At 64.5% G+C, this 24,435-nt stretch carries 21 protein-coding genes; 7 read left to right on the top strand and 14 right to left on the bottom strand.

Annotated features, from left to right (window positions below; all coding sequences use genetic code 11):
* Positions 1-47: 47 nt before the first annotated feature.
* Complete coding sequence (katG, locus tag LB555_RS14105) at positions 48-2,258, bottom strand: catalase/peroxidase HPI (protein ID WP_015316521.1); 2,211 nt, start codon at positions 2,256-2,258, stop codon at positions 48-50.
* A 177-nt stretch (positions 2,259-2,435) separates the two neighbouring features.
* On the opposite strand from katG, the gene LB555_RS14110 reads away from it, so the two are divergent.
* On the top strand, positions 2,436-3,344 hold the full coding sequence (locus tag LB555_RS14110) for a hydrogen peroxide-inducible genes activator (RefSeq protein ID WP_015316520.1): 909 nt from the start codon (positions 2,436-2,438) through the stop codon (positions 3,342-3,344).
* A gap of 19 nt (positions 3,345-3,363) precedes the next feature.
* Here LB555_RS14110 and LB555_RS14115 read toward each other — a convergent pair whose 3' ends face one another.
* The 4 genes from LB555_RS14115 to LB555_RS14130 all read right to left on the bottom strand — a co-directional run bounded on the left by LB555_RS14115 (position 3,364) and on the right by LB555_RS14130 (position 7,116).
* Positions 3,364-4,116, bottom strand: coding sequence for an amino acid ABC transporter ATP-binding protein (locus LB555_RS14115; protein WP_167331151.1), 753 nt, complete (start codon positions 4,114-4,116; stop codon positions 3,364-3,366).
* A 50-nt stretch (positions 4,117-4,166) separates the two neighbouring features.
* Positions 4,167-5,108: an amino acid ABC transporter permease gene (locus tag LB555_RS14120; RefSeq protein WP_015316518.1), complete on the bottom strand. Its 942-nt coding sequence runs from the start codon at positions 5,106-5,108 to the stop codon at positions 4,167-4,169.
* A 56-nt stretch (positions 5,109-5,164) separates the two neighbouring features.
* A complete protein-coding gene (locus LB555_RS14125; protein ID WP_015316517.1) occupies positions 5,165-6,022 on the bottom strand; it encodes an ABC transporter substrate-binding protein in 858 nt (285 codons plus the stop codon).
* Between the two features lie 80 nt (positions 6,023-6,102).
* Positions 6,103-7,116 (bottom strand): isopenicillin N synthase family dioxygenase, encoded by a 1,014-nt coding sequence (locus tag LB555_RS14130; protein ID WP_015316516.1) that lies wholly within the window; start codon positions 7,114-7,116, stop codon positions 6,103-6,105.
* Positions 7,117-7,218: 102 nt separating this feature from the next.
* Between LB555_RS14130 and LB555_RS14135 the strand changes: the two genes are divergently transcribed.
* Positions 7,219-8,163: a nucleoside hydrolase gene (locus LB555_RS14135; RefSeq protein ID WP_015316515.1), complete on the top strand. Its 945-nt coding sequence runs from the start codon at positions 7,219-7,221 to the stop codon at positions 8,161-8,163.
* A gap of 103 nt (positions 8,164-8,266) precedes the next feature.
* Complete coding sequence (locus LB555_RS14140) at positions 8,267-8,941, top strand: TetR/AcrR family transcriptional regulator (protein ID WP_224683106.1); 675 nt, start codon at positions 8,267-8,269, stop codon at positions 8,939-8,941.
* 16 nt (positions 8,942-8,957) lie between these two features.
* On the opposite strand, the gene LB555_RS14145 is transcribed toward LB555_RS14140, so the two are convergent.
* Complete coding sequence (locus LB555_RS14145; RefSeq protein WP_224683107.1) at positions 8,958-9,599, bottom strand: class I SAM-dependent methyltransferase; 642 nt, start codon at positions 9,597-9,599, stop codon at positions 8,958-8,960.
* Between the two features lie 174 nt (positions 9,600-9,773).
* Between LB555_RS14145 and LB555_RS14150 the strand changes: the two genes are divergently transcribed.
* Positions 9,774-11,318, top strand: a complete 1,545-nt coding sequence (locus tag LB555_RS14150; RefSeq protein WP_224683108.1) for an alpha/beta hydrolase — start codon at positions 9,774-9,776, stop codon at positions 11,316-11,318.
* 7 nt (positions 11,319-11,325) lie between these two features.
* On the opposite strand, the gene LB555_RS14155 is transcribed toward LB555_RS14150, so the two are convergent.
* From LB555_RS14155 to hisS, 4 genes are all read right to left on the bottom strand, one after another.
* Positions 11,326-13,098, bottom strand: a complete 1,773-nt coding sequence (locus LB555_RS14155; protein WP_224683109.1) for an AMP-binding protein — start codon at positions 13,096-13,098, stop codon at positions 11,326-11,328.
* Between the two features lie 94 nt (positions 13,099-13,192).
* Entirely contained in the window at positions 13,193-13,891 is a 699-nt protein-coding gene (gene hisG, locus LB555_RS14160; RefSeq protein ID WP_224683110.1) for an ATP phosphoribosyltransferase, read from the bottom strand.
* Positions 13,888-15,006, bottom strand: coding sequence for an ATP phosphoribosyltransferase regulatory subunit (locus tag LB555_RS14165; RefSeq protein ID WP_140660875.1), 1,119 nt, complete (start codon positions 15,004-15,006; stop codon positions 13,888-13,890). Before LB555_RS14165 ends, hisG begins: the two co-directional genes overlap by 4 nt.
* Before the next feature lie 178 nt (positions 15,007-15,184).
* Positions 15,185-16,690, bottom strand: coding sequence for a histidine--tRNA ligase (gene hisS, locus LB555_RS14170; RefSeq protein ID WP_140660873.1), 1,506 nt, complete (start codon positions 16,688-16,690; stop codon positions 15,185-15,187).
* Positions 16,691-16,939: 249 nt separating this feature from the next.
* Between hisS and LB555_RS14175 the strand changes: the two genes are divergently transcribed.
* Complete coding sequence (locus tag LB555_RS14175; protein WP_140660872.1) at positions 16,940-17,191, top strand: hypothetical protein; 252 nt, start codon at positions 16,940-16,942, stop codon at positions 17,189-17,191.
* Positions 17,192-17,202: 11 nt separating this feature from the next.
* Here the strand turns inward: LB555_RS14175 and LB555_RS14180 are convergent, their stop codons facing one another.
* Positions 17,203-17,841, bottom strand: coding sequence for a DNA-3-methyladenine glycosylase I (locus LB555_RS14180; RefSeq protein WP_224683111.1), 639 nt, complete (start codon positions 17,839-17,841; stop codon positions 17,203-17,205).
* A 212-nt stretch (positions 17,842-18,053) separates the two neighbouring features.
* On the opposite strand from LB555_RS14180, the gene LB555_RS14185 reads away from it, so the two are divergent.
* Both LB555_RS14185 and LB555_RS14190 read left to right on the top strand, forming a co-directional pair.
* A complete protein-coding gene (locus LB555_RS14185; RefSeq protein ID WP_140876667.1) occupies positions 18,054-18,800 on the top strand; it encodes a L,D-transpeptidase in 747 nt (248 codons plus the stop codon).
* Between the two features lie 289 nt (positions 18,801-19,089).
* Positions 19,090-20,010, top strand: coding sequence for a bifunctional 5,10-methylenetetrahydrofolate dehydrogenase/5,10-methenyltetrahydrofolate cyclohydrolase (locus tag LB555_RS14190; RefSeq protein ID WP_140715542.1), 921 nt, complete (start codon positions 19,090-19,092; stop codon positions 20,008-20,010).
* An 8-nt stretch (positions 20,011-20,018) separates the two neighbouring features.
* On the opposite strand, the gene glcF is transcribed toward LB555_RS14190, so the two are convergent.
* From glcF to LB555_RS14205, 3 genes are all read right to left on the bottom strand, one after another.
* A complete protein-coding gene (gene glcF / locus LB555_RS14195) occupies positions 20,019-21,344 on the bottom strand; it encodes a glycolate oxidase subunit GlcF (protein ID WP_224683112.1) in 1,326 nt (441 codons plus the stop codon).
* A 10-nt stretch (positions 21,345-21,354) separates the two neighbouring features.
* Positions 21,355-22,560 (bottom strand): FAD-binding protein, encoded by a 1,206-nt coding sequence (locus LB555_RS14200; RefSeq protein ID WP_224683113.1) that lies wholly within the window; start codon positions 22,558-22,560, stop codon positions 21,355-21,357.
* A 238-nt stretch (positions 22,561-22,798) separates the two neighbouring features.
* Positions 22,799-24,295, bottom strand: a complete 1,497-nt coding sequence (locus LB555_RS14205; RefSeq protein ID WP_224683114.1) for an FAD-linked oxidase C-terminal domain-containing protein — start codon at positions 24,293-24,295, stop codon at positions 22,799-22,801.
* Positions 24,296-24,435 lie beyond the last annotated feature (140 nt).

Below are 24,435 nucleotides of genomic sequence, written 5' to 3' on the forward strand. Positions count from 1 at the left end.
GGGGGGGGCGGGGCCCCCCCCCTCTTTCGTAGGTCCTCAAGCTCGGGTCAGGCCGCGATGTCAAAGCGGTCAGCGTTCATCACCTTGGTCCATGCCGCAACGAAATCTCGGGCGAATTTCTGCCCGGCGTCCGCCGATCCGTAGACCTCGGCCAATGCCCGCAGCTGCGCATGCGAACCGAAGATCAGGTCGGCACGGGTGCCGGTCCACCTGACTGCCTTGGTTTTGCGGTCGCGCGCTTCGTACACTTCTTCCGAACCCGGAACAGAACCGGCAGCCGGATCCCAGACCGTGCTCATGCTGAGCAGGTTGACGAAAAAGTCGTTGGTCAGCCTACCCGGCCTGTCGGTGAACACGCCGTGCTTTGAGTGCCCGGTGTTGGCGCCGAGCACCCGCAAGCCCCCAACAAGCACCGTCAGTTCCGGCGCCGTCAGGCCCAGCAACTGCGCGCGGTCGACCAGCATGGCTTCAACCGACATGGGCTGCTTGCCCCTGACATAGTTGCGGAAGCCGTCGACTTTCGGCTCGAGCGCGGCAAAGGAGTGGACGTCCGTCTGCTCCTGCGATGCATCCATGCGGCCGGGCGTGAACGGCACCTTCACGTCGTTGCCGCCATCCTTGGCGGCCTTCTCGACCGCGGCGACACCGCCGAGCACGATCAGGTCGGCCAGCGAGACCTTCTTGTCGCCGGTCTGCGCGGTGTTGAACTCCGTCTGGATGCCTTCGAGCCTGGCAAGCACCTTCGACAGTTCGGCCGGCTGATTGACTTCCCAGTCCTTCTGCGGCGCCAGCCGGATGCGTGCGCCATTGGCGCCGCCGCGCTTGTCGGAGTTGCGGAAGGTCGAAGCCGAGGCCCAGGCCGTCGAGACCAGTTCGGAAACAGACAGGCCCGAGGCCACGATCTTGGCCTTCAGCGATGCGATGTCCTGCTCGCTGACCAGTTCATGGTCGAGCGCCGGGATCGGGTCCTGCCAGATCAGCTCTTCCTTGGGCACCAACGGGCCGAGATAGCGCACCGCCGGACCCATGTCGCGGTGGGTCAGCTTGAACCAGGCGCGGGCGAAGGCATCGGCGAACTGATCCGGATGTTCATGGAAACGCCGCGAGACCTTCTCATAGGCCGGGTCGGCCCGCAGCGCGAGGTCGGTGGTCAGCATGGCCGGCGCGTGATGCTTCGAGGGGTTGTGCGCATCCGGCACCGTGCCGGCACCGGCGCCACCCTTCGGCGTCCACTGATGGGCGCCCGCCGGGCTCTTCGTCAGCTCCCATTCGAAATTGAACAGATTGTCGAAGAAGTTGTTGCTCCACTTGGTCGGCGTCGTGGTCCAGGTGACTTCGAGACCCGAGGTGATGGCGTCGCCGGCAATGCCTGACGCATGTTTGCTCGACCAGCCGAGGCCCTGCGCCTCGATGCCGGCACCTTCCGGCTCCGCGCCCACCAGCGAGGCATCGCCGGCGCCGTGGGTCTTGCCGAAAGTGTGGCCGCCGGCAATCAGCGCCACGGTTTCTTCGTCGTTCATCGCCATGCGCGCGAAGGTTTCCCGGATATCACGGGCCGAGGCCAGCGGATCGGGCTTGCCGTTCGGCCCTTCCGGATTGACGTAGATCAGGCCCATCTGCACGGCGCCGAGATGGCCGCGAAGCTCACGATCGCCCGAGTAGCGCTCGTCGCCCAGCCACTTGGTTTCCGAACCCCAGTCCACGTCCTGCTCGGGCTCCCAGACGTCGGCGCGGCCGCCGGCGAAGCCGAAGGTCTTGAAGCCCATCGATTCCAGCGCGACGTTGCCGGTGAGGATCAACAGGTCGGCCCAGGAAATCTTGCGGCCATATTTCTGCTTGACCGGCCAGAGCAGGCGGCGCGCCTTGTCGAGATTGGCGTTGTCAGGCCAGCTGTTGAGCGGCGCGAAACGCTGCTGGCCGGCTCCGGCACCGCCGCGGCCATCACCGATGCGGTACGTGCCGGCGCTGTGCCAGGCCATGCGGATGAACAGCGGCCCGTAATGGCCGAAGTCGGCGGGCCACCAATCCTGCGAATCCGTCATCACTTGGTGCAGGTCCTTGATGACCGCATCGAGATCGAGGCTGGCGAATTCCTTGGCATAGTCGAAGTCCTCGCCCATCGGGTCCGACAGGTTCGACTGCTGATGGAGAACGCCAAGGTCAAGCTGGTTCGGCCACCAGTCACGGTTGGTCCGGCCGGCGGATCCATGCGCGACAGGGCATTTGCCCGCGCTGCTGTCGTCGGTTTTCGCGTCCATCTCTCACTCCAATTTGCCGAGGTTTGATTTGCCGAGGTTGATTTTTGCCGAGATTTTGGGGGCGGCCAGCGGCCCGCGCCAATCTGGAACCATTCCAGCCTAGGCCAGACCGTCGATAAAAACAAATTGTCTTTCCTGTTTATTTCGATAGGATTTTCTTATGATGGCCTTGACCGCATGATCGGACTGACAGTTCGCCAGATGCATTATTTCGACGCGCTGGCGCAGACGCTGCATTTCGGGCGTGCGGCGAAACTTGCCGGTGTCAGCCAGCCGGCGCTGTCCTCGCAGATCGCCGAAATGGAGCAACGGCTGAACTGCCGGCTGTTCGAACGCGGCGGCAAGTCGGTGCGCATGACGGACGAGGCGATCGCCCTGTTGCCGCGTATCGAGCGCATCCTGGCTGACATACGTGACGTGGAAACGACGGCCCGGCGCGGCCGCACGGCCATGGAGGGACGCTTCCGGCTGGGCATCATCCCGACTGTCGCGCCCTATCTTCTGCCACGCGCCTTGCCCGAACTGAAGAAGCATTTCCCGGCCTTGCTGCTCGAATTGCGCGAGGCGGTCACCACCTCCCTGGTCGAAGACACCGCATCGCGAAAACTCGACGCCTTCATCGCGGCACTTCCGCTCGACCATCCAGGACTGATCACCGAGGCGCTCTTTCCCGACCGGTTCTTCCTGGCCGTGCCGTCGGACGATCCGGCCTTTGCCTCGCCGCCGGTTCCACCCGAGAGCCCGGCGCTGGAAAGACTGATGCTGCTGGAAGAAGGCCATTGCCTGCGCGAACAGGCGCTGGCCGTCTGCGGCAATGTGCGGCCGGTGGCGATGGCAAGCTATGGCGCGACCAGCCTGACCACGCTCCTGCAGATGGTGGCGCACGGGCTCGGCGTCACGCTCATCCCCGAAATGGCGACCGGCCCCGCCGGCACCATCCCCGACCTCAAGATCGTGCCGTTCCAGGAACCGATGCCGCAGCGCATGATCTGCCTGGCCTGGCGACGCAACAATGCGCGGCACGGGGAATGCGTCGAGCTAGCCAAGATTATACGGGGGCTAGGCCCGGCGCTGTTGGCGGCCTGAGAGGTGGCCCTAACGCTCGTTACAGCACCCGCGACAGGAACTCGCGGGTGCGCGGCGACACCGGGTTGGCGATCATCTCGCGCGGCGCGCCGCGTTCGACGATCACGCCGCCGTCCATGAACACGAGCTGGTCGCCGATCTCGCGGGCAAAGCCGACCTCGTGGGTGACGACGACCATCGTCATGCCGCTCTCGGCAAGGTCGCGCATGACCTGCAGGACTTCGCCGACCAGTTCCGGATCCAGCGCCGAGGTCGGCTCGTCGAAGAGCAGCACCTTGGGCTTCATCGCCAGGGCGCGCGCGATCGCGACACGCTGCTGCTGGCCCCCGGACAGTTCGCGGGGATAGCGGTCTACCTTATCGGCCAGGCCGACACGCCGCAGCAGCACCTCCGCCTCGGTCTTTGCCTGGTCGACTGGAATGCGCCGCACCTGCGTCGGCGCCTCGATCAGGTTCTCCATCACCGTCATGTGCGAGAACAGGTTGAACGACTGGAACAGCATGCCGATCTCGGCGCGGCGCCGGCACAGAAGATCGTCCTTCACCTCATAGAGCTTGTCGCCCTGGAGGTCGTAGCCGACGAACTGGCTGTCGACGAGCAGGATGCCGCCGCTGAGTTTTTCCAAATGGTTGATGCAGCGCAGGAACGTGCTCTTGCCCGATCCCGACGGGCCGATGATGCAGGCGACCGATCCCTCCGGTACATCGAGGTCGACACCTTTGAGAACTTCAAGCTGGCCATAGGTTTTGCGCACGCCGCGCGCGAACACCATGGAGTTGGCGGGCACCCCGAAGCGGGCACGATTTTCGGACTTCACATCACTCATCGAGCAACGCCGCGCAGGCTGATCAAGTTGCGCAAGGTGCGCATCGTCAGGGGGTCGCGTCTGACATCGCTGCGGCCGAAATGGCGCTCCAGGAAATGCTGCCCCACCGACATGATGCTGACCACCGCGAGATACCAGAAGGCGACCACGATCAGCAGCGGAATGGTCTCGAAGGTGCGCGCATAGATGCTCTGCGCGGTATAGAACAGGTCGTCGACGGCGATGAACGTCACCAGCGACGTCATCTTCAGGAGGTTGATCGCCTCATTGCCGGTCGGCGGCAGCACGAAGCGCATGGCCTGCGGCAAGGTGATGCGCTTCAGGATCATGCGGTAGGGCATGCCGAGCGCGCTCGCCGCCTCCGACTGGCCAGACGGCACCGACTTGATGCCCGCCCGGATGATCTCGGCCATGTAGCCGGCCTCGCACAGCGAAAGCGCCACCACGGCGGAGAAGAACGGCGTCATGAAATCATTGGTGCGCACGGAAAACAGCGTGCCTATGAACGGCAAAGTCAGCGAGATTTCGCGCACCAGCAGCGACAGGTTGAACCAGAAGATCAGCTGGATCAGGGCTGGGACACCCCGGAAGAACCAGACATAGACGCCGGAAAAGGCGCGCAGCACCGGGCTCGGCGACACCCGCATGATGGCGATGACGGTGCCGACGACGATCGCCAGCACCATGATGATGACGGTGAGCATCAGCGTGTTGCCGAGGCCTCGCATGATCGAGGGATGGAACAGGTATCCGGCTGCCGTGCCCCAGGCAAACGCCGGGTTGCTGGCGAAAGCACGAATGATGAGGAAGGCCAGCAGCAGGGCGAACGCCGTACCGACCCAAATGCCATAGCGGCGCTGCGGCACGACGGTCAGTCGTGACACGGCGGCGGAAACGCTTGGCTCGACGCCGATGTCGGTCGGGAGGGCAACGCCCATCGGATGTCTCCAGCTTGCGGGCCGGCGCCTGACGTTCATCAGACGCCGGATGGTCTCTATTCGGCGCGAAGCGCGTCCATGGTGCCGACGAAGTAGGGTTCCTTGATCGCATAGGCGCCCATGCCGTATTTCTCCAGGATAGCTTTGTACGTGCCGTTCTTGAACAGTTCGGCAAGTGCCGCCACCATCATGTCGGCGGTCTGCTTGTCGTCCTTGGCGATCGCCATGCCGAGCGGCGCGACCTCGTAAAGCGTCGGCAGGACCACCAACTGGCCCTTGCTCGTCACCTCGAAATAGCTCGATGCGGTGGCATCGTCCATACGCGCGTCGACGCGGTCCGAAAGCACGGCCTGGACGATATCGGTGGAGGAGTTGAACACCGATTTCTCGATAGCCTTTTGGCCCTTGTCGGTGCATTCCTTACCGAGCTTGTCGACCAGGAAATCCGAGGCGCTGCCGGCCGAGACGCCGATGCGCTTGCCACAGAGCGGCATGTCGCCGCTGAAGCTCGCCTTCTTGTCGGGCGATGTCGAGACGGCGAGCCCTGCCTTCAGGAACATGATGAAATCGACCTGCTTCAGGCGCTCCGGCGTGGCCGAGAAGGTCTCCCAGGCGATCTTGAAGCGGCCCGCCGCAAGACCCGGGATCATCGACGGGAACGGCGTGCGCTGGATATCGAGCTTGGCGTCGACGAGCTTGGCCACCTCGCCGGCGAGTTCGACGATGATGCCGGTCTGCTTGCCGTCGGCGTCGAGATATTCGAACGGCGCGAAGTCCAGAGTGTTGGCGACGGCGAGCGTTCCGCTCTCTTTCACCTCAGCCGATTTCGGCACGTCGGCGGCTTTGGAAACCCCGCCCCCGACGGTGGTGGAGAGCGCCAGTGCAAGGCTGGTCGTTCGCAGATATCTGTTCATTGCTGTTCCCCTTTTCTTGTCCTTGTTTGCAGTCTTTCCGGCAGAGCCCGGGCCAGTGGCCGGCACGGGCTCGGTGTCCCTTAGGAAGCGGCTGCTTCGGCCGCCTTCTTCTTTCGATAATGATAATTCTTGTCGATGCGCTCCATCAGGTAATCGCCATAGAGCACTGGCTCGTATTTCGGCTGTGTGCCGGCCGGCACACAGACCGAAAGTGCGGCGATCGTCTCGTCCATTGAGGGATCGAAGAAGAAGGGCTGCGAATAGCGCTCGCGTCCGGAGCGGTTGATGACGCGGTGCGGCGTCGAGACGAACTGGTCATTCGACCAACGCGCCAGGATGTCGCCGACATTCATGACGAAGGAATCCGGAACCGGCGGCGCGGGAACCCAGTCGCCCGCCTTGTTCTTAACCTCGAGGCCGCCGACATTGTCCTGGGCGAGCAGCGTGATGAAGCCGTAGTCGGTGTGCGGCGCCGAACCGAAAAGCCCCTCTTCCTGGGGCTGCGTCGGATAGTGCAGCAGCCGCAGGAAAGTCGTCGGCTGCTCGAAATAGCGGTCGAGACTGTCGGAGGGCAGCCCGAGCGAAAGCGCGATGGCGCGCACCATCTTGCGGGCGAGCGTGCCCATCTCCTGGACATAGCGCTCGATGGTCTCCCTGAAGCCGGCAAGGGCGGCCTCGTCAGGCCACTGGTTGGGGCCTTGCAGCGGCTTGCCGGCCAAGGCCCGGGGGTCGTCGGCGCCGACCTCGTGCATGAAGAAGATCGATTCGCTCTGGTTCGGCTTGCTGACGGCCGCCACGGACGAGGTCACGATGGTCGAGCCGGCAAAGGGCAAGTAGCCGCGGAAATTCTTGTCGATCTTCAGCTTCGCCTTCTCCTCCTCGGGCAAGGCGAAGAAACGCTTGGAGGCCTCGCGGACCGCTTCGACATCGGTGCGCGGAATGGGGTGGCCGGTGACATAGAGGAAGCCGATCGTCTCGAGATAGCGGCGCAGTGTCGCTGCCGTTTCCCTGATCGCGCCTTCGTCGTCGCCATAGAGCGGCGAAACGTCGAGGATCGGAATTTCGGAAAAATCGCCGCGCTCTTGTGCATCCATTTCGAACACCCTGTCTTGAACATAAGATACAGTACTGTATTTCTACACATCCGAACGGCCTCATCAATAGGCTTTCGATCGCAAAAGGAAGGACGCGGCATCATGGCACCACGCAAGATCATCATCGATACCGATCCGGGCCAGGACGACGCCTTCGCCATCCTCTTCGCACTGGGGTCGCCTGATGAACTCGACGTGGTCGGCATCACCACGGTCGGCGGCAACGTGCCGCTTGCCCTGACCTCGAAGAATGCGCTGAAAGTCGTCGAACTCGCCGGGCGGCCCGATGTGCCCGTTTATGCCGGCTGCCCGGCGCCGATGGTGCGCAAGCTGATCACCGCCGAATATGTCCATGGGGAAACCGGCCTCGACGGCGCCGACCTTGCCGAACCGGTGACGCCGCTGCGGGGCGAACACGCGGTGAACTACATGGTGCGCACCATCATGGACGCGCCGGAAGGCGAATTGACCGTTTGCACGCTCGGGCCAATGACGAATCTGGCCATGGCCATGACCATGGAGCCGAGGATCGTGCCCCGTCTGCGCGAAGTGGTGCTGATGGGCGGCGGCTTCTTCCAGGGTGGCAACGCGACGCCGGCGGCTGAGTTCAACATCTTCGTCGACCCGCATGCCGCGCACAAGGTGTTCGACAGCGGCGCGCCGGTGACCATGGCGGGCATCGATTGCACCTACACGGCGCTGATGACGCCTGAGTGGCTCGACCGCCTGCGCGCAAGCGGCAGCCGCGCGGCGATCGAGGCCGCGAACCTGGCCGACTTCTACCGCCAGTATGGCACCCACAAATTCGAGACGCCGGCACGCCCCATCCACGACGCCTGCGTCACCGGTTATCTCCTGGCACCGCAAATCTATGAACAGCGCCAGTGCGCGGTGACGGTCGACATTGTCTCGCCTGAGACAATCGGCATGACCGTCGTCGACTGGTGGCACGTCACCGGCCGGCGCAAGAACTGCAACGTCCTGCGGCGCATCGATCCCGCGCCGTTCTTCGAACTCATGCTGGAGCGGATCAGCGCATTGCCCTGAGTTGCGCCTTCCGCGATAGATGGACACTTGATGAGTCGCGAAGCGCATCGGAGCCGGCGAACGGTTTTGTGGGCGTTGCGTGTGCGATGAAGGTCTTGATCGGATGAAATCGGACAGCGCCCCGGCCAAAGGCAGGAGACCAGCCAAAGCCGCGGCACCCGGGAAGGCGGCGCGGCAGACGCTGAGTCGCGAGGCCTGGATCGCAGCGGCGCGCAAGGTGCTGGAGAAGCACGGCATTGGCGAGGTCAAGATCGACCGCCTCGCCAAGCAATTCAAGGTGACGCGCGGCAGCTTCTATTTCCATTTCACCAGCCTGGCCGATCTTCGCGACGGCCTGCTGCAGGAATGGCGAGATATCAATTGCGAGCCCTTCTGGGCTATGCGCGAGATGCTGAATATAGACGGCCTGCAGTTCTTCACCGACATCGTGCATGTTTGGGTCGACGAGGCGCCGTTTAGTCCCCTGCTCGACCTCGCCGTGCGCGACTGGTCACGAACGTCGAAAAAGCTGGCGCAGGAGGTCAAGGATATCGATGACCTGCGCATCGAACTCCTGACCCGCTCCTTCCGCGCCATGGGCTATCCCGAGGACGAAAGCCTGGTCAGGGCCCGCATCACCTATTTCCACCAGATCGGGCAATATGCGCTGTCCTTCAAGGAGGACCCGGCGGTGCGCCGCAGCTACCAGCCACTGTTCGGCGAGGTGCTGCTGGGGCCTCTGGTGCAGGAGCCGGGTTCGGCGCCACGGCCGGCGGAAATACGGCGCGGGCGGCGTTAGCGGACGACAAACCCCGTCAACCCGTTAGGGGTATCGCGATGCCGGCATGGTGACTTCCCAACTGCCAGAAGGGTAGCTGGAACCGCTCGCGCTGCGCTTCGACGATATGAAAGCCCGCCGTCCGGATCAGGTGCAATGGATCGCGATTGAGGTGGCAGCCGCCGACGAGCCGGCCCCATATCAGGTTCAGACGCTCCTGCCACCGGCGGCAACGCGGACTTTCGGCCAGGCCGTGCTCGATGAAGATCAGCCGGCCGGTAGGCTTCAGGATGCGCCGGATCTCGGTCAGCGCCGCCTCGGGGTCCGGAATGGTGCAGAAGGCATAGGTGACGACCACCGTATCGGCGAAGCTGTCGGCCAAGGGCAGCCTTTCACCGCTGGCCCTGATGCAGTCGACATCGAATGGCACGGAACGGCTCTTCGGTTCGGCCAGGCCCAGCATCGTGCCGTCGGGATCGACGCCGACCAGCCGCTTCACCCTGGCGGCGTCGTAATGGGGAAGGTTCAGACCGGAGCCGAAGCCGACTTCAACGACGACGCCCCCTGCCCGAGGGATCAGGCGCCTTCGCATGTCCGTGAAAGCGTTGGCCGAACAGCCGGCGTGGACGAGGTAGGGAGCAATGCAGCGCGCGTACCAGGAGAGACAGGATTGGCACATGTCTCAGCCTCCTTGCCGTGTGTTGGCGGCACCGACAGGGCGGGTGAGAGTATTGACCAGTGACATTTCTCGCTCCAAGGGAGTCCCGTGATCGGGCCCGATCGGCCCGATGTCGTGGGAATGGATAGAAGGCCGGCGTCCCCTCAACGTCCCTGCATGGCCGTGGTCGGATCGATGGAGCGATTGGAATTCCGATTTCTGGGTTTTCCGGAGTTCCGGTTGAACGGCCGGCGGGTGGAACTCGCCCTGCGCAAGGCGGCAGCCCTCCTCATCTATCTCGCCGAGGCCAGCGGGCCGGTGGCGCGCGAGGTCGCCGCCACGCTATTGTGGCCAGAAGCCGACGAGCAGGCCGCACGCGCCCGCCTTCGACGTACGCTGTACAAAATCCGCATCGCGTTCGGCAACGAGATCATCGCCGCTACAGGCGTCTCGCTAAGCCTGCACCCGGCGTTGTCCGCCGAGATCGACACCAGGATTTTCGAGCAGGCCTGCAACTCCGGCGCTCTCGACAAGGCAGCCGAGATCTACAAAGACGATTATCTCGCCGGCTTCTCGCTGCCGGACTGTCCGCAATTCGAGGAATGGGTCTTCTTTCGGCGAGAGACGTTGCGTGGCCGGCTGATGCAGGCGCTGGAGCGGCTCGTCGACGCCAAGATCGCCGACAGCCAGCCTCGTGGCGCGGTCGTTCACGCGACACGGCTGGCGGCACTCGACCCGTTGAGCGAAAGCGCGCACCGACATCTGATCCGTGCCCATCTGGCGGCCGGGGACAGGGCGGCGGCCGAGCGGCAGATCGACACGTGCATCCGGCTCTTGCGGGACGAACTCGGCGTAGCGCCGGACCCCGCCACGCTCGCCATGCTGAGCCAGCCAACTCAGGACGCCGCCCTGGATGTGCCCAGGACGCGCTACGTCGCGGTGGACGGCATCCACATCGCGTACCAGATCGTCGGCAGCGGCCCGACGGACATCGTGCTTGTTCCCGGCTTCATTTCGCATGTCGAGCGTATCTGGGAAGACCCGGGTTGCCGCGCCTGGCTGACCGCGGTTTCGCGCCTGGGTCGCCTGATCCTCTTCGACCGGCGTGGCATGGGGCTTTCCGACCGCGTCGGTGCCCGCCCCACGGTCGAGGCGACGGCGCAGGATATTCTGGCGGTCATGAACGCGGCCGGCAGCAGCCGGGCCTTGCTGGTCGGCGCATCGGAGGGTGGGCCGGGCTGTATCCGTTTTGCGGTCCAGAATCCCGATCGGCTGACGGGCCTTGTCTTGTGGGGCTCGCTCGCCAAAGGCAGCCGTGCACCTGACTATCCCCACGCCTTGACCATCGCGCAGTATGATCTGTGGAAGCAACGGCTGCTGGCGGGCTGGGGTGGCCCGGCGGAAATCGACACCTTCGCACCGAGCCTCGCTGGCGACCGCCAGGCGAGGACCTGGTGGGCCGGATTGCTCAGGGCAGCCTCCAGCCCGGGTGCGGTCGCCGGGCTGCTCGACGCGTTGCGGGACACCGATGTCCGTCACCTCCTGGCAAACGTCTCCGCCCCGACGATGATCCTCCACCGTTCCGGCGACCGCGCCGTGCGCATCGAGGCGGGGCGGTTCCTAGCGGCCAAGATTCCAGGCGCGCGGTTCATCGAGGTCGATGGCGACGATCACTGGTTCTGGGTCGGCGACCAGCAGGCGCTGCTCGACGGTATCGGCGCGCTTGTGCGACACGGCTGATCCGGCCTCACGCCGTCTTCTGCGCCACCAGCCCGAGTTCCTCGGCCATCGCCTGACGCATCAGGAATTTCTGCGGTTTGCCGGTCACCGTCATCGGCAATTCCGTGCGGAAGCGAATGTGGCGCGGCACCTTGTAGTGGGCGATCTGGCCGGCGCAGAACGCCTTGATCTCCTGCTCGGTGGCGACCTGGCCGGGTTTGAGCACGATCCAGGCACACAACTCCTCGCCATATTTGGCGTCCGGGATGCCGAAGACCTGCACTTCCCGCACCTTGGGATGGCGGTAGAGGAATTCCTCGACCTCTCTGGGATAGACGTTCTCACCGCCGCGAATGACCATGTCCTTGACGCGGCCGACAATGTTGCAATAGCCCTCGGCGTCGATGGTGGCGAGGTCGCCGGTGTGCATCCAGCCATCGCTATCGATCGCCTCGCGAGTCTTTTCGTCGTCGTCCCAATAGCCCTTCATCACCGAATAGCCGCGCGTACAAAGCTCGCCCGGCGCGCCGACCGCAACGGTGGCGCCGTCGACGGCGATCGCCTTGACCTCGACATGCGGGTGGATGCGCCCGACAGTCGAGACACGCTTTTCCAACGGATCGTCGGTGCTGCTCTGGAACGAGACCGGACTGGTCTCGGTCATGCCGTAGGCGATGGTCACTTCAGCCATGTGCATGAGCGAGACCACCTTCTTCATCACCTCGATCGGGCAGGGCGAACCGGCCATGATGCCGGTGCGCAGGCTGGAGAGATCGAAGGTCGGGAAATCCGGATGATCGAGCATGCCGACGAACATGGTCGGCACGCCGTAGAGGCCGGTGCAGCGCTCCCGCGCGATCGCCTTCAGCGTCAGGCCCGGATCGAACCCCTCGCAGGGGAAAACCATGGTCGCGCCCTTCGACACACAACCCATCGTGCCCATCGACATGCCGAAGCAGTGATAGAGCGGCACCGGGATGCAGAGCCGATCGTCGACGGTGAGCTTGATGGCCGAGGTGACGAAATTGCCGTTGTTGACGATGTTGAGATGGGTGAGCGTCGCGCCCTTGGGTGCGCCCGTCGTGCCTGAGGTGAACTGGATGTTGATCGCATCGCCAGGCTTCAGCCCTTCCGAGATGCGGTCGAGGCTATCATGCTCGTCGCGACCGGCCATGGCCAGCACGTCGCCGAAATTGAACATGCCTGGCGAGTTTTCCTCGCCCATACGGATGACGATCCTGAGCGCTGGCAATTTCACGGCCTTCAGCTTGCCGGGTGTCGCCGTCGCGATCTCCGGCGCCAGAGTCTCGATCATGCCGAGATAGTCCGATGTCTTGAAGCTCGCCGCCGTCACCAGTGCCTTGCAGCCAACCTTGTTCAGGGCATATTCCAGCTCGGTCAGCCGGTAGGCCGGATTGATGTTGACCAGGATCAGGCCGATGCGGGCGGTGGCGAATTGCGTCACCAGCCATTCCCAGCGGTTGGGCGACCAGATGCCGACCCGGTCGCCCTTCCGGAGGCCGAGCGCCAGGAAGCCGGCGGCCAACGCATCCACCGTGTCCGACAGTTCGCTCCACGTGAAGCGCTTGTCCTGGCCGACGAACACGGCGGCATCGAGCGTGCCGTATTTGCCGACGGTGTCGGAGAACAGCGCGGGAATGGTCTTGTCGAGCAGCGGCACTTTGCGGTCGCCCGAGACATGCGCCCTGCCATCGACCGGTGCAATAAAGACGCTGCCGGCGCGCGCGCCGCGTCCGCGCAGATTGGTGGCATTCTTCAGCTCGTCGAGATTGACCGGCATCGCTCTCTCCTCCCAAGACTGGCCGAACCTATCAGCCTGCCGGGATGCTGGAAATCCCGTCGATGGTACTGGAGCCCCCTTCCCTGGAGGATCGTTACGCGACCGCTGCCGCCATTTTCGCGACGATGTCGCGCAAAACGGCGTCATCGGCCGCTGCACGTGTCTTCCTCGACGCGACCAGACAGGCCTGCGACTTCAGCACGACTCCGTCGGCCAGCACCTTGAGATGGTTGGCGCGCAGCGTCGAGCCCGTGCTGGTGATGTCGACGATGACGTCGGCGAGGCCGGCCGCCGGCGCGCCCTCGGTGGCGCCGAGGCTCTCGACGATGCGATAGACCTGAATGCCGTGCTTTTGGGAGAAGAACTGCTGGGTCAGCCGCCAGTATTTGGTGGCAATCCGCAGCCTGCGGCCATGGCGCTGGCGGAAGTCGGCGGCGACATCGTCGAGATCGGCCATCGTGTCGACATCGAGCCAGATCTCGGGCACCGCGACCACCACATCGGCATGGCCGAAGCCGAGGCGGGCGACGATCTCGGCCCGCGCTTCCCAGTCAGCGAGATTTTCCCGCACCAGGTCCTCGCCGGTGATGCCGAGATCGACCGCGCCTTGGCCTATTTCGCCCGATATCTCGGGGGCCGACAGGAAGAGCACTTCGACATTGTCCAGACCCTCGACGCGGGCGTGATACTTACGCTCGTCGCCGGGCAGGCTGACGGCGAGGCCGGCCTTGGCCAACACCTCCAGCGCCTGCTCCTTGAGCCTACCCTTCGAGGGAACGGCGAGCGTGATCATGATGCCGCCCCCCGCAGCGCCTCGATGCGGTCGAGCCACACCGAAAAGCCGACGCCGGGGATCGCGGTCTTGGCACCGAGCAGCGTCAGCAACCGGTCGTAGCGCCCGCCACCGGCCAAGGCGCGCTCGCCGTTGGCGGCCGCGATTTCGAAGACGACACCGGTGTAGTAGTCGAGCGGACGGCCGAAAGCGGCGTCGTAGCGGATTTTTTCGGAGGGCAAGCCATGCGCCTCGATCGCCTTGGCGCGGGCCGAGAATTTTTCCAGCGCCGCACCCAGCGAAAGTCCGGCGCCGGCCGCGAAGGTTTCCAATGCCTGGGCCGCGCCATCGAGCGCCACGTCGATCGCCAGAAAATCTTTCAGCGCCGCGAAAGCCTCGTTCGACAGCCGCACGCTGCGCAACTCGGCTTTCTCGATCAGCCGCCGCGCAATATCCGACGGCGCGCGCCCGGCCGATGCCGACAAGCCGGCTTCCTCCATGCCGCCGGCAATATGCTGGGAAAGACGGTCCAGATCGCCATCGAGGACAAGCGCCGCGACCGGCCCGGAGAGCTGGCTGTTGCGCGGCGGGTTGGCGAGATCGGCGAGTGCTGTCTCCAGCATAGGCGCCGAGCCGAAGGCGCGGGCCAGCCGCATGCGCCAGCCGCGCGGCAAGCCGAGCGCCGCCAGCACCGCCTCGAAAATCGCCTGGTCGCCAAGCGTGACCGCCAGCGGCTGGCCGGGCAGCACCAGCGACAAGAGCGCATGCGCGTCGGCGACCGAACGGGCATCGGCTTCGGCCGTGTCGCCGTCGCCGAGATCCTCGATGCCGGCCTGGAAGAACTCATTGCCGCCCTCGCGGCGCTGGCGAAACACTTCGCCCAGATAGGAATAGCGGCGCGGCGTGCCGGCCTGGCTGGCTATGTGGTCGAGGCAGACGGGAATGGTGAATTCGGGCCGCAGGCAGAGCGTCTGCCCGGTTTCGCTTTCGGTCAGGAAAATGCGGCGGCGCAGATCCTCGCCGGCCATGTCGAGGAAGGGATCGGCCGGCTGCAGCACCGCGACTTCGACGGCATGAGTGTTGCGGTTGGCGAAGAGGGTGATGATGTCGGTGGCGATGGCGGGGCGGGAGGTCATAGACAGGTTGGGCGCGAGGCACCCCCCTCTGGCCTGCCGGCCATCTCCCCCGCAAGGGGGGAGATCGGCAGCTTCGGGCTCGGCACGTTTTTCCCAACATCGGAGATTGGCGAAAACCTACGCGACATCCCATCTCCCCCTTTTCGGGGGAGATGGCCGGCAGGCCAGAGGGGGGTGCTCAAGCGCCACCCTTGGCGCGATCAGCGGCCTGCGCCGCCAAAATCTTCTTCACTTCGGCGACCAGTTCGCTTTCCGCTACTGTCACCTGGGCCGGACGCGCGGCGCGCCATTCCGCATTGTCGGTGATCTCCGCCGACATGCGCGCGCCTTCGATCAGGTCCTTGATCTGCAATTCGCCCTTGGCCCGCTCGTCGCCGCCCTGGATGACGGCGATGGGACAACCGCGCCGGTCGGCATATTTGAGCTGCGCCTTCATGCCGGCGCCGCCGAGATACATTTCGGAGCGAATGCCGGCGGCGCGCAATTCCGAGACCATCTTCTGATAGCGGCCGAGGCTTTCAGTGTCCTTGTCCATGACCAGCACGACGACCGGCGCGATCACTTCCGATACGTCCAGCTTGCCGAGGTTCTTCAGCGCCGTCATCAGTCGCGAGACGCCGATGGAAAAGCCGGTCGCCGGCACCGGCTCGCCGCGAAAGCGCGAGACCAGACCGTCATAGCGGCCGCCGCCGCCGACCGAGCCGAAGCGCACGATCTGGCCGTCCTCGTTGGGGATTTCAGCCAGAAGCTCGGCCTCGAAGACCGGGCCGGTGTAATATTCGAGGCCGCGCACGACGGAACGATCCATGGCGATACGGTCCTCGGCATATCCGGCAGCCCGGACCAACGATTCGATGGTCGCAAGTTCGCCAACGCCCTCCTGGTAGACCGCGTTCCCGCTGACGCTGGCATCCAGACCCGCCTGCACATTTCGCGCTGTCGCCATAAGAACAGCCTCGGCTTGCGTTTCATTCAGCCCGGCGCCCTTGGCGAAGTCACCCTCGCCTTCCTTGCCGCCGTCCCAGCGCCCCGGGCCAAGCAGAAGCCGGACACCGTCCGGACCGAGCTTGTCGAGCTTGTCGATGGCGCGCAGCACCGTCAGCCGGCGGCCGGCATTTTCCTCGCCGCCAAGGCCGATCGCTTCCAGCACGCCGTCCAGCACCTTGCGGTTGTTGACGCGGATGACGTAGTCGCCGCGCTTGATGCCGAGCGCTTCCATGACGTCGGCCATCATCATCGCCATCTCGGCGTCGGCCGCGACGCCCGGCGTGCCGATCGTGTCGGCATCGAACTGCATGAACTGGCGGAAGCGCCCGGGCCCGGGCTTTTCGTTGCGGAACACCCAGCCGGAACGGTAGCTGCGGTAGGGTTTTGGCAGGCGTTCGAAATTCTCGGCAACGAAGCGCGCGGTCGGCGCGGTCAGGTCGTAGCGCAGCGACAGCCACTGGTCGTCGTCGTCCTGGAAAGAGAACACGCCTTCGTTCGGCCGGTCCTGGTCGGGCAGGAATTTGCCCAACGCATCGGTATATTCGATCAGCGGCTGGTCGGCCGGTTCGAAGCCATAGAGCTCATAAACCGAGCGGATCGTCGCCATCATCTTCTCGACGGCGCGGATATCCTCGGCGCCGCGGTCGGCAAACCCGCGCGGCAGCCGCGCTTTCGTCTTTTCCGATTTGTCGGCCATAATCTGGGCACCCGATGTTCATGACTTCGTGACGCGGCAAATCTAGCGCGTTCACAGCGCGCGTTTCCTAACCGATGAAGCCGGGAGCGGCAAGGGTTGGCGCCCCGGAGCGCACCCGACAAGATCAGGAAGAATCGAAACCCCCTGAAACAAAAACACACCAGAAATGAAACAATGCCGCCACGGGCGCGGCATCGTGCCGACACAATCGCGGCCGATATAGCGCACCGAAACGAAGGGGTTCGGGACATGACCAGCGCAACGGAATTTGAGGCCAACAGCGAGGCCGGCGAAGTGCCGACGCGCCTGCGCCCGGCGGGCACCCATGCACCGCAAATGGTTGGTCAGGCTGCCGGGCCGTTCAATGTGCCGGCAGGCACCAGCAAGGATCCTTCCCTGCGCGACGCGTTGGTGACCGGTCTGCTGGTGATCTATCCGACGGTCGCCACGGTGGCCGCAATCGTCGCCGGGCTGTTCCTGGCCAGCGCCAACGGCACCTGAGCTGCCCGCGGCTATTTCGGCCGCTGGAAAGCCTTCCGCTGCTTCTCGACCTCCGTACGGCACACGCAGCCTTCGAGATGGTCGTTGACCAGGCCCATGGCTTGCATGAAGGCGTACACGGTGGTCGGGCCGACGAAAGTCCAGCCGCGCTTTTTCAGGTCCTTCGAAATCCGAACGGAAACCGCGGTGGTCGGGTTGGCGCGCAGATGGGCGAGGTCGACGATCTCCGGCCGCTCCTCCTTGCCGGGTTCGAACTTCCAGAACCAGGCGGCCAGCGAGCCGAACTCATCCACCATCTCGCGGGCGCGTTTGGCGTTGTTGATGGTCGAGACGATCTTGCCGCGATGGCGGATGATGCCGGCGTTGCCGAGCAGGCGCTCGACATCCCGTTCGTCGAAGGCGGCGACCTTGTCGAAGTCGAAGCCAGCGAAGGCCTCGCGAAAATTATCCCGCTTGCGCAAAATGGTCAGCCAGGACAGGCCCGACTGAAACCCTTCCAAGCAGATCTTCTCGAACAGCCTGCGGTCGTCGGCCACCGGGCGGCCCCATTCATGGTCATGGTAATGTAGATAATCGGGCAGATTGCCGTGCCAGAAGCAGCGCACGACACCGTCAGGACCGGCAAGCAGGCCGGTGTTTTCATTGCTCATCCGAAGAAATCCATCCGTTAACGCGCTTGCGCGCTGTCTTTACCGTGGCTTTACCAGATTCCTGAACCGGGCGGTAACCACACCAAACGGTTTACTGACAGAACGGCATTTTACGCATTCCGATTCATGGTTCGGTTGCTGCTCGCCGCCAATGATCGCGCAAGCCGGGAGCGTTCTTGCCCGGCGTATTAGACGATCAAGGTGCGTTCCCGATGAAAAGAGTTCTGTTTCCCTTGCTCGGCGCCGTGGCTGTGTTTGCCGCCGGCGTCACACCCTCAATCGCCAACGACCGTTATGCCGACAGGCCGCCGGTGATGGTGAGCCCCGACCTTTCCGCGCCCTGGGTGCTGCAGCTCGGCCATGCGCCCGGAATCGTGCGGCAGAACCGACAGGCCGTGCAGCAGCAGCCGCGCCAGCGCACCGCGCAGCCGGCACAGCCCGACCGCGTGCAAACGGCCGCCGTGCAGGCGCCGGCCAAACGCATGGTCATGCGCCGGCAGATCAACCCCGTCTACCTGCCGCAGGAAGTTGCCTATGACGGCGGCCAGAAGCCGGGCACCATCGTCATCGATACCACGCAGAATTTCCTCTATCTGGTCGAGAAGAACGGCAAGGCGCGGCGCTACGGCGTCGGCACCGGCAAACCCGGCTTCGAATGGTCGGGCACCCACAAGATCACCAACAAGCGCGTCTGGCCGGACTGGCGTCCACCGGCCGAGATGATCAAGCGCGAAGCGGCCAAGGGCCGATACCTGCCGACCTATCTGGCCGGCGGCATGGAAAACCCGCTCGGCGCGCGCGCTCTCTATCTCGGCACGACCGAGTACCGCATCCATGGCACCAACCAGCCCTGGACGATCGGCGGCGCGGTATCATCGGGCTGCATCCGGATGCGCAACGAGGACGTGGTCGACCTTTATGAGCGGGTCAATGTCGGAACCACCGTCGAGGTGATATAGTGGCAGCGAATCAGCCGGTTAAGCAGTGCTGAGCAGGTTTTGGCGCGCTGTTGCCCTTAAGTCATAGCGTACTTTTGGAAGACGTGCTTAGACTGGCAACGAGTTAACGGGGGACGGGCCGTGTGGGGATACGGCCAGTCACGAGAGGGCAGCACGGGTAACCGGGCTGCCCTTTTCGTTTCACGGTGCGACAGGTCGCCCCGGAGGCACGGTGTTTCGTTTTCAGGGCTGATTTCCGGGCCGTGCTCTGCTATTGCAGTGCACAATTTCCCCACCAAAGGTTCGAACCATGTCCCTGTCCGACGACAGCCGCTATCTCAGGGGCGGCCCGGTTGCCCAGCGCATCATCGCCGCCGTGCGCGAGGACGCGACCATTGCCAAGGCCGAGGGCTTTCCGCCCAAGCTGATCTCGATCACCGTCGGCGATACCGACGCCGTCGACGTCTATGTGCGCAACCAGCGTGCCAAGGCTCAACTCGCCGGCATCGATTTCGAGGAACGGCGCTTTCCCGCGACGATCACCTCAGGTGAACTCGAAGCAGCCATCCATGGGCTGAATGCCGATCCGCGTGTCACCGGCATCATCATCCAGCGGCCGGTGCCGGCGCATATCCCGATCAAGATGCTGCAGGCGGCCGTGCATCCGCTGAAGGACGTCGAGGGCATGCATCCGGCCTCGATCGGCAACATCGTGTACAACCAGCTCGATCTCGCACCTTGCACGGCGGCCGCCTCGGTCGAACTGCTCAAGGAAACCGGCCTCGACCTCAAGGGGCTGGAAGTGGTCATCGTCGGCCATTCGGAAATCGTCGGCAAGCCGATCGCCTTCCTGCTGATGAGCGAAGGCGCGACGGTGACGGTCTGCCATCATATGACACGGTCGGTCGCTGCCCATGCGCGGCGCGCCGATGCGCTGTTCGTCGCTGTTGGCAAGCCGCGGCTGATCAAGGCCGACATGGTCAAGCCGGGTGCCGCCGTCATCGACATCGGCATCAATTCGGAGGTCGGACCGGACGGCACGAGCCGCATCGTCGGCGACGTCGACACCGACAGCGTCAAGGAAGTGGCCTCGTGGATCACGCCGGTGCCGGGAGGCGTCGGTCCGCTGACGGTGGCGATCCTGCTGCGCAATACCATGGTCGCGCTCAGCCGCCAGCGCGCGCTCTACGAGGCGACCTACGGCACGGCCGACAGGCTTGCGGCGGAATAGCGCCCGGCCTACTCCGCCGCGACGAGGCTCTCATCCAGGATGCCATCCGGCCTCGGCCCGCCATAGGCCCAGTCGAGCAGTTTGATCGTGTGCACCACCGGCATGCTGGCGGCGGATGCGATCTGCGTGATGCAACCGATATTGCCGGTGGCGACGATCGAGGCGCCCGTCGCCTCGATGTTTTTCACCTTACGATCGCGCAGCCTGGCCGAAATCTCGGGCTGCAGGATGTTGTAGGTGCCGGCCGAGCCGCAGCAGAGATGGCCCTCGCGCGGCTCGCGCACAATGAAACCGGCCTTGGCGAGCAGCTCCGTCGGCTGCCGGGTGAGCTTCTGGCCGTGCTGCATCGAGCAGGCCGAGTGATACGCAACGACCGTGCCCGGCTTGCGCACCGGTTCAGGGAGCTCGAGACTTGCCAGATATTCGGTGATGTCCTTGGCCAGCGCCGACACGCGCGCGGCCTTGTCGGCATAGGCCGGATCGAGCCGCAGCATGAAACCGTAATCCTTGATCGTCGTGCCGCAACCCGATGCGGTGATGACAATGGCGTCGAGCCCGCCCTGCTCGATGGAGCGTGTCCAGGCATCGACATTTTGCCTGGCCGAGGCAAGGGCGGCTTCTTCCCGCCCCATGTGATGAACCAGGGCGCCGCAGCAGCCCTCGCCCGGTGGCACCACGACCTCGACACCGAGCCGCGTCAGCAGCGAGATGGTGGTGTCGTTGATGGCGGGGTCAAGCACCGATTGCGCGCAGCCGGTCAGGATGGCGACGCGGCCCTTTTTCGCCCCCTGCCCGGCATGGACACCCGGCAAAGCCATCGGCGAGGCCGCCGGGATCGATTCAGGCGCGAGCTTGAGCATCGCGGCGAGCGGCTTCAGTGCAGGAATCTTCTCGAACGGGCTGATGAAAGGCTTGCCCAGCCTCGCAAGCTTGAGCGCGGCGCGGAAGCGCTGGGGATAAGGCAGCACGAAAGCCAGCATAGCGCGAGTCAGTCGGTCGAGCAGCGGCCGCTTGTAGGTTTCCTCGATATGGGCACGAGCATGGTCGACCAGATGCATGTAATTGACGCCCGACGGACAGGTGGTCATGCAGGCCAGGCAGGACAGGCAGCGGTCGATATGAGTGACGATTTCCTTATCGGCGGGACGGCCGTTTTCCAGCATGTCCTTGATCAGGTAGATGCGCCCGCGCGGCGAATCGAGCTCGTTGCCAAGCGTCACATAGGTCGGGCAGGTGGCGGTGCAGAAACCGCAATGCACGCATTTGCGCAGGATCTTTTCGGACTCGGCGACATCAGGGTCGGCAAGCTGGGCGGGCGAAAAATTGGTCTGCATCTCTGATGTCCTAGGCCATGCGGCCGGGATTGAGGATGTTCTTCGGGTCGAATTCCTGTTTCAGGCGCTGACTCAGCGCGGCAAGCGCCGGCGCCTGCGGCTCGAACACCGGTAGCGCGGCGCGATGGGCGGGGGCAGCGCGCACCAGCGTCGCGTGGCCGCCGCCATGTTTCCGCAACAGCCCACGAAGCAGGGTGGCTTCGGGATCGCCCTCCTCCATGCGCAGCCACACCAGCCCGCCCTGCCAGTCGTAGAAGGCACTGACGGCGGCCTGCATGCGTAGGGTCAGAACCATCTGGTGCCCCTGTGCGGGCGTCATCGAGACCCGCCAGACAGGCTTTTCGCTGCCGTCAACGAAGGGCCTGATATCGCGCACGTCGCGCCAGATTGCCTTGGAGGTCTCACCGGAAATCTCCTCCAGCGGCCCGGCCTTGCCGAGCAGGGTGTTCAGCGCGGTGATGCGATAGGCAACCGACGGGCCAAAGCCCTCGACGCGCAGCAGCGTGGCGGCTTCACTGCCGAGCGTCCCGCCGGCCACGCGGGCAGCGATGCGCTCCGGCAGATGGGCAGCGCTCGATACTTCCGCGCTGGAACCAAGGGCCAAGGCCATGGCGGCGCAGGCTGCATCATCGAGCAGGCCACGCACAGCGAGCGTGACTTCGGTCTCGGCCGCAGGCAGCACCTTGAAGGTGACGTCGGTAAAGACGGCCAGCGTGCCCCAGCTGTTGGCCATCAGCTTCGACATATCGTAGCCGGTGACGTTCTTGACCACGCGGCCGCCCGACTTGAAAGCTTCCCCCCGGCCGGAGACGACGTTGATGCCCAGGATATGATCGCGCGCGGCACCCGCCTTCAGCCGGCGCGGACCGGACAGGTTGGCGCCAAGCACGCCGCCGATGGTGCCTTTGCCCGGCTCGCCACCGAGCAGCGGGCCGTAGTCCATCGGCTCGAAGGCAAGCTGCTGGCCGTTTTCAGCCAGCAGCCTTTCGATCTCGGCCAGCGGCGTGCCTGACTTGGCCGACAGCACCAGTTCGGCGGGTTCATAGAGGGTCACGCCCGAGAGTTTCGACAGGTCGAGCGTATGCTCGGTCTGCAACGGACGGCCGATGCCGCGCTTGGAGCCATGGCCGAGAATTTCGAGCGATGCTTCTTCTGCCGTCGCCCAGGCAACCGTGGAGAGGACTTCGGCTGAAGTGGTGGGGGTGAAGATGGTCATGCACGCGTGCCCTTCCTCTGCCCCGCAAAGCGGGCGAGAAGTGATAGGTCGCGTTTCTTCACACCCCCCTCTGTCCTGCCGGACATCTCCCCGGCAAGGGGGGAGATCAGATGCCGCATCGGATTTCGCCAACATCCAATGTCTGTTGAACGGCGAGACGCCGGAACTGCTAATCTCCCCCCTTGCGGGGGAGATGTCCGGCAGGACAGAGGGGGGTGTTCAAGCGCCAACATGTCCATCAAAACCTCGGAATGTCGGGAAACGCCACCTGCCCGCGATGCACATGCATGCGCCCCAGTTCGGCGCAGCGGCGCAGTTGCGGGAACACCTTTCCGGGATTGAGCAGATGATTGGGATCGAAGGCGCACTTGACGCGCATTTGCTGGTCGAGGTCGACCTGGTTGAACATCTCCGGCATCAGGTCGCGCTTCTCGACCCCGACGCCATGTTCGCCGGTGAGCACGCCACCGACCTTGACGCAAAGCCTCAGAATGTCAGCGCCAAAGCTTTCGGCCTTGTCGAGTTCACCAGGCACGTTGGCGTCATAAAGGATCAGGGGATGCAGATTGCCGTCGCCGGCGTGAAAGACATTGGCGACTCCGAGGCCGTATTGTTCCGACAGCTCGCGCATGCCGGCCAGCACGCGCGGCAGCTCCTTGCGCGGGATCGTGCCGTCCATGCAGTAGTAATCGGGCGAGATGCGGCCAACGGCGGGGAAGGCCGCCTTGCGGCCGGCCCAAAAACTCAGCCGCTCCTGCTCGGACTGCGAGATGCGGCAGGTGGTCGAGCCGTTGCGAATGGCGATCGCCTCGACCGCGGTGATGAGATGATCGACCTCGACGCCCGGCCCGTCGAGTTCGACGATCAGCAGCGCCTCGACGTCGAGGGGATAACCGGCATGGACGAAATCTTCCGCCGCATGGATCGCCGGCCGGTCCATCATTTCCATGCCGCCCGGAATGATGCCGGCGCCGATGATGTCGGCCACGCATTGGCCGCCCTGCTCGCTGGTCGGAAAGCCGATCAGCAGCGCCCGCGCCGTCTCCGGTTTCTTCAGGATGCGCACGGTGACCTCGGTGACGACGCCGAGCAGACCTTCCGAACCGGTCATGACGCCGAGCAGGTCATAGGCTTCCGCATCGAGGTGGCCGCCGCCGAGCCGCACCACCTCGCCATTCATCAGGACCATCTCGATGCCAAGCACATTGTTGGCGGTGAGACCATATTTCAGGCAGTGCACGCCGCCGGAATTTTCGGCGACATTGCCGCCGATCGAGCAGGCGATCTGGGATGATGGGTCGGGGGCGTAGTAGAAACCCTCCTGCTCGACGGCGGACGTGATGCCGAGATTGGTGACGCCAGGCTGGGCGACGACGATGCGGTTGGGAAAATCGATCTCCAGGATGCGGTTGAACCGGCTCATGACCAGCAGCACCGCGTCTTCCAGCGGCAGCGCGCCGCCCGACAGCGAGGTGCCGGATCCGCGCGGCACGACGCGGATGTTGCGGTCGTTGCAGTATTTCAGCAGACGGGAAACCTGCGCCACCGTCTCCGGCAGGACCACGACCAGCGGCACTTGCCGGTAGGCGGTCAGGCCATCGCTCTCGAAGGCCCGCATTTCGTTGGCCGCGTCGACCACGCCCTCGCCCGGCACGATGATGCGCATGTCGGCGACGATTTCGCTGCGCCGGCGCAGCGTCTCGGCGTCTGGCTTGGGCATGGCAAGGCCGGACATCGGCGCTTCCTCCACTCAACTGGTAAAAATGATTTACCAGCTAGGGACATTTGTTGCAAACCTTGCTTTGATGGCATCCGGGGCGGATGCAGGCAAGGCTTCCGCAGCGGCAATCTGCCGCTGCACATCCATCGCGCTTC

This window comes from Mesorhizobium sp. BR-1-1-10, assembly GCF_020165595.1.
Classification (GTDB): domain Bacteria; phylum Pseudomonadota; class Alphaproteobacteria; order Rhizobiales; family Rhizobiaceae; genus Mesorhizobium; species Mesorhizobium australicum.

Coding starts and splice junctions, on each gene's coding strand:
- katG (WP_015316521.1), bottom strand. CDS start 2,258: ATGGACGCGAAAACCGACGACAGCAGCGCGGGCAAATGCCCTGTCGCG.
- LB555_RS14110 (WP_015316520.1), top strand. CDS start 2,436: ATGATCGGACTGACAGTTCGCCAGATGCATTATTTCGACGCGCTGGCG.
- LB555_RS14115 (WP_167331151.1), bottom strand. CDS start 4,116: ATGGTGTTCGCGCGCGGCGTGCGCAAAACCTATGGCCAGCTTGAAGTT.
- LB555_RS14120 (WP_015316518.1), bottom strand. CDS start 5,108: ATGGGCGTTGCCCTCCCGACCGACATCGGCGTCGAGCCAAGCGTTTCC.
- LB555_RS14125 (WP_015316517.1), bottom strand. CDS start 6,022: ATGAACAGATATCTGCGAACGACCAGCCTTGCACTGGCGCTCTCCACC.
- LB555_RS14130 (WP_015316516.1), bottom strand. CDS start 7,116: ATGGATGCACAAGAGCGCGGCGATTTTTCCGAAATTCCGATCCTCGAC.
- LB555_RS14135 (WP_015316515.1), top strand. CDS start 7,219: ATGGCACCACGCAAGATCATCATCGATACCGATCCGGGCCAGGACGAC.
- LB555_RS14140 (WP_224683106.1), top strand. CDS start 8,267: ATGAAATCGGACAGCGCCCCGGCCAAAGGCAGGAGACCAGCCAAAGCC.
- LB555_RS14145 (WP_224683107.1), bottom strand. CDS start 9,599: ATGTGCCAATCCTGTCTCTCCTGGTACGCGCGCTGCATTGCTCCCTAC.
- LB555_RS14150 (WP_224683108.1), top strand. CDS start 9,774: ATGGAGCGATTGGAATTCCGATTTCTGGGTTTTCCGGAGTTCCGGTTG.
- LB555_RS14155 (WP_224683109.1), bottom strand. CDS start 13,098: ATGCCGGTCAATCTCGACGAGCTGAAGAATGCCACCAATCTGCGCGGA.
- hisG (WP_224683110.1), bottom strand. CDS start 13,891: ATGATCACGCTCGCCGTTCCCTCGAAGGGTAGGCTCAAGGAGCAGGCG.
- LB555_RS14165 (WP_140660875.1), bottom strand. CDS start 15,006: ATGACCTCCCGCCCCGCCATCGCCACCGACATCATCACCCTCTTCGCC.
- hisS (WP_140660873.1), bottom strand. CDS start 16,690: ATGGCCGACAAATCGGAAAAGACGAAAGCGCGGCTGCCGCGCGGGTTT.
- LB555_RS14175 (WP_140660872.1), top strand. CDS start 16,940: ATGACCAGCGCAACGGAATTTGAGGCCAACAGCGAGGCCGGCGAAGTG.
- LB555_RS14180 (WP_224683111.1), bottom strand. CDS start 17,841: ATGAGCAATGAAAACACCGGCCTGCTTGCCGGTCCTGACGGTGTCGTG.
- LB555_RS14185 (WP_140876667.1), top strand. CDS start 18,054: ATGAAAAGAGTTCTGTTTCCCTTGCTCGGCGCCGTGGCTGTGTTTGCC.
- LB555_RS14190 (WP_140715542.1), top strand. CDS start 19,090: ATGTCCCTGTCCGACGACAGCCGCTATCTCAGGGGCGGCCCGGTTGCC.
- glcF (WP_224683112.1), bottom strand. CDS start 21,344: ATGCAGACCAATTTTTCGCCCGCCCAGCTTGCCGACCCTGATGTCGCC.
- LB555_RS14200 (WP_224683113.1), bottom strand. CDS start 22,560: ATGACCATCTTCACCCCCACCACTTCAGCCGAAGTCCTCTCCACGGTT.
- LB555_RS14205 (WP_224683114.1), bottom strand. CDS start 24,295: ATGTCCGGCCTTGCCATGCCCAAGCCAGACGCCGAGACGCTGCGCCGG.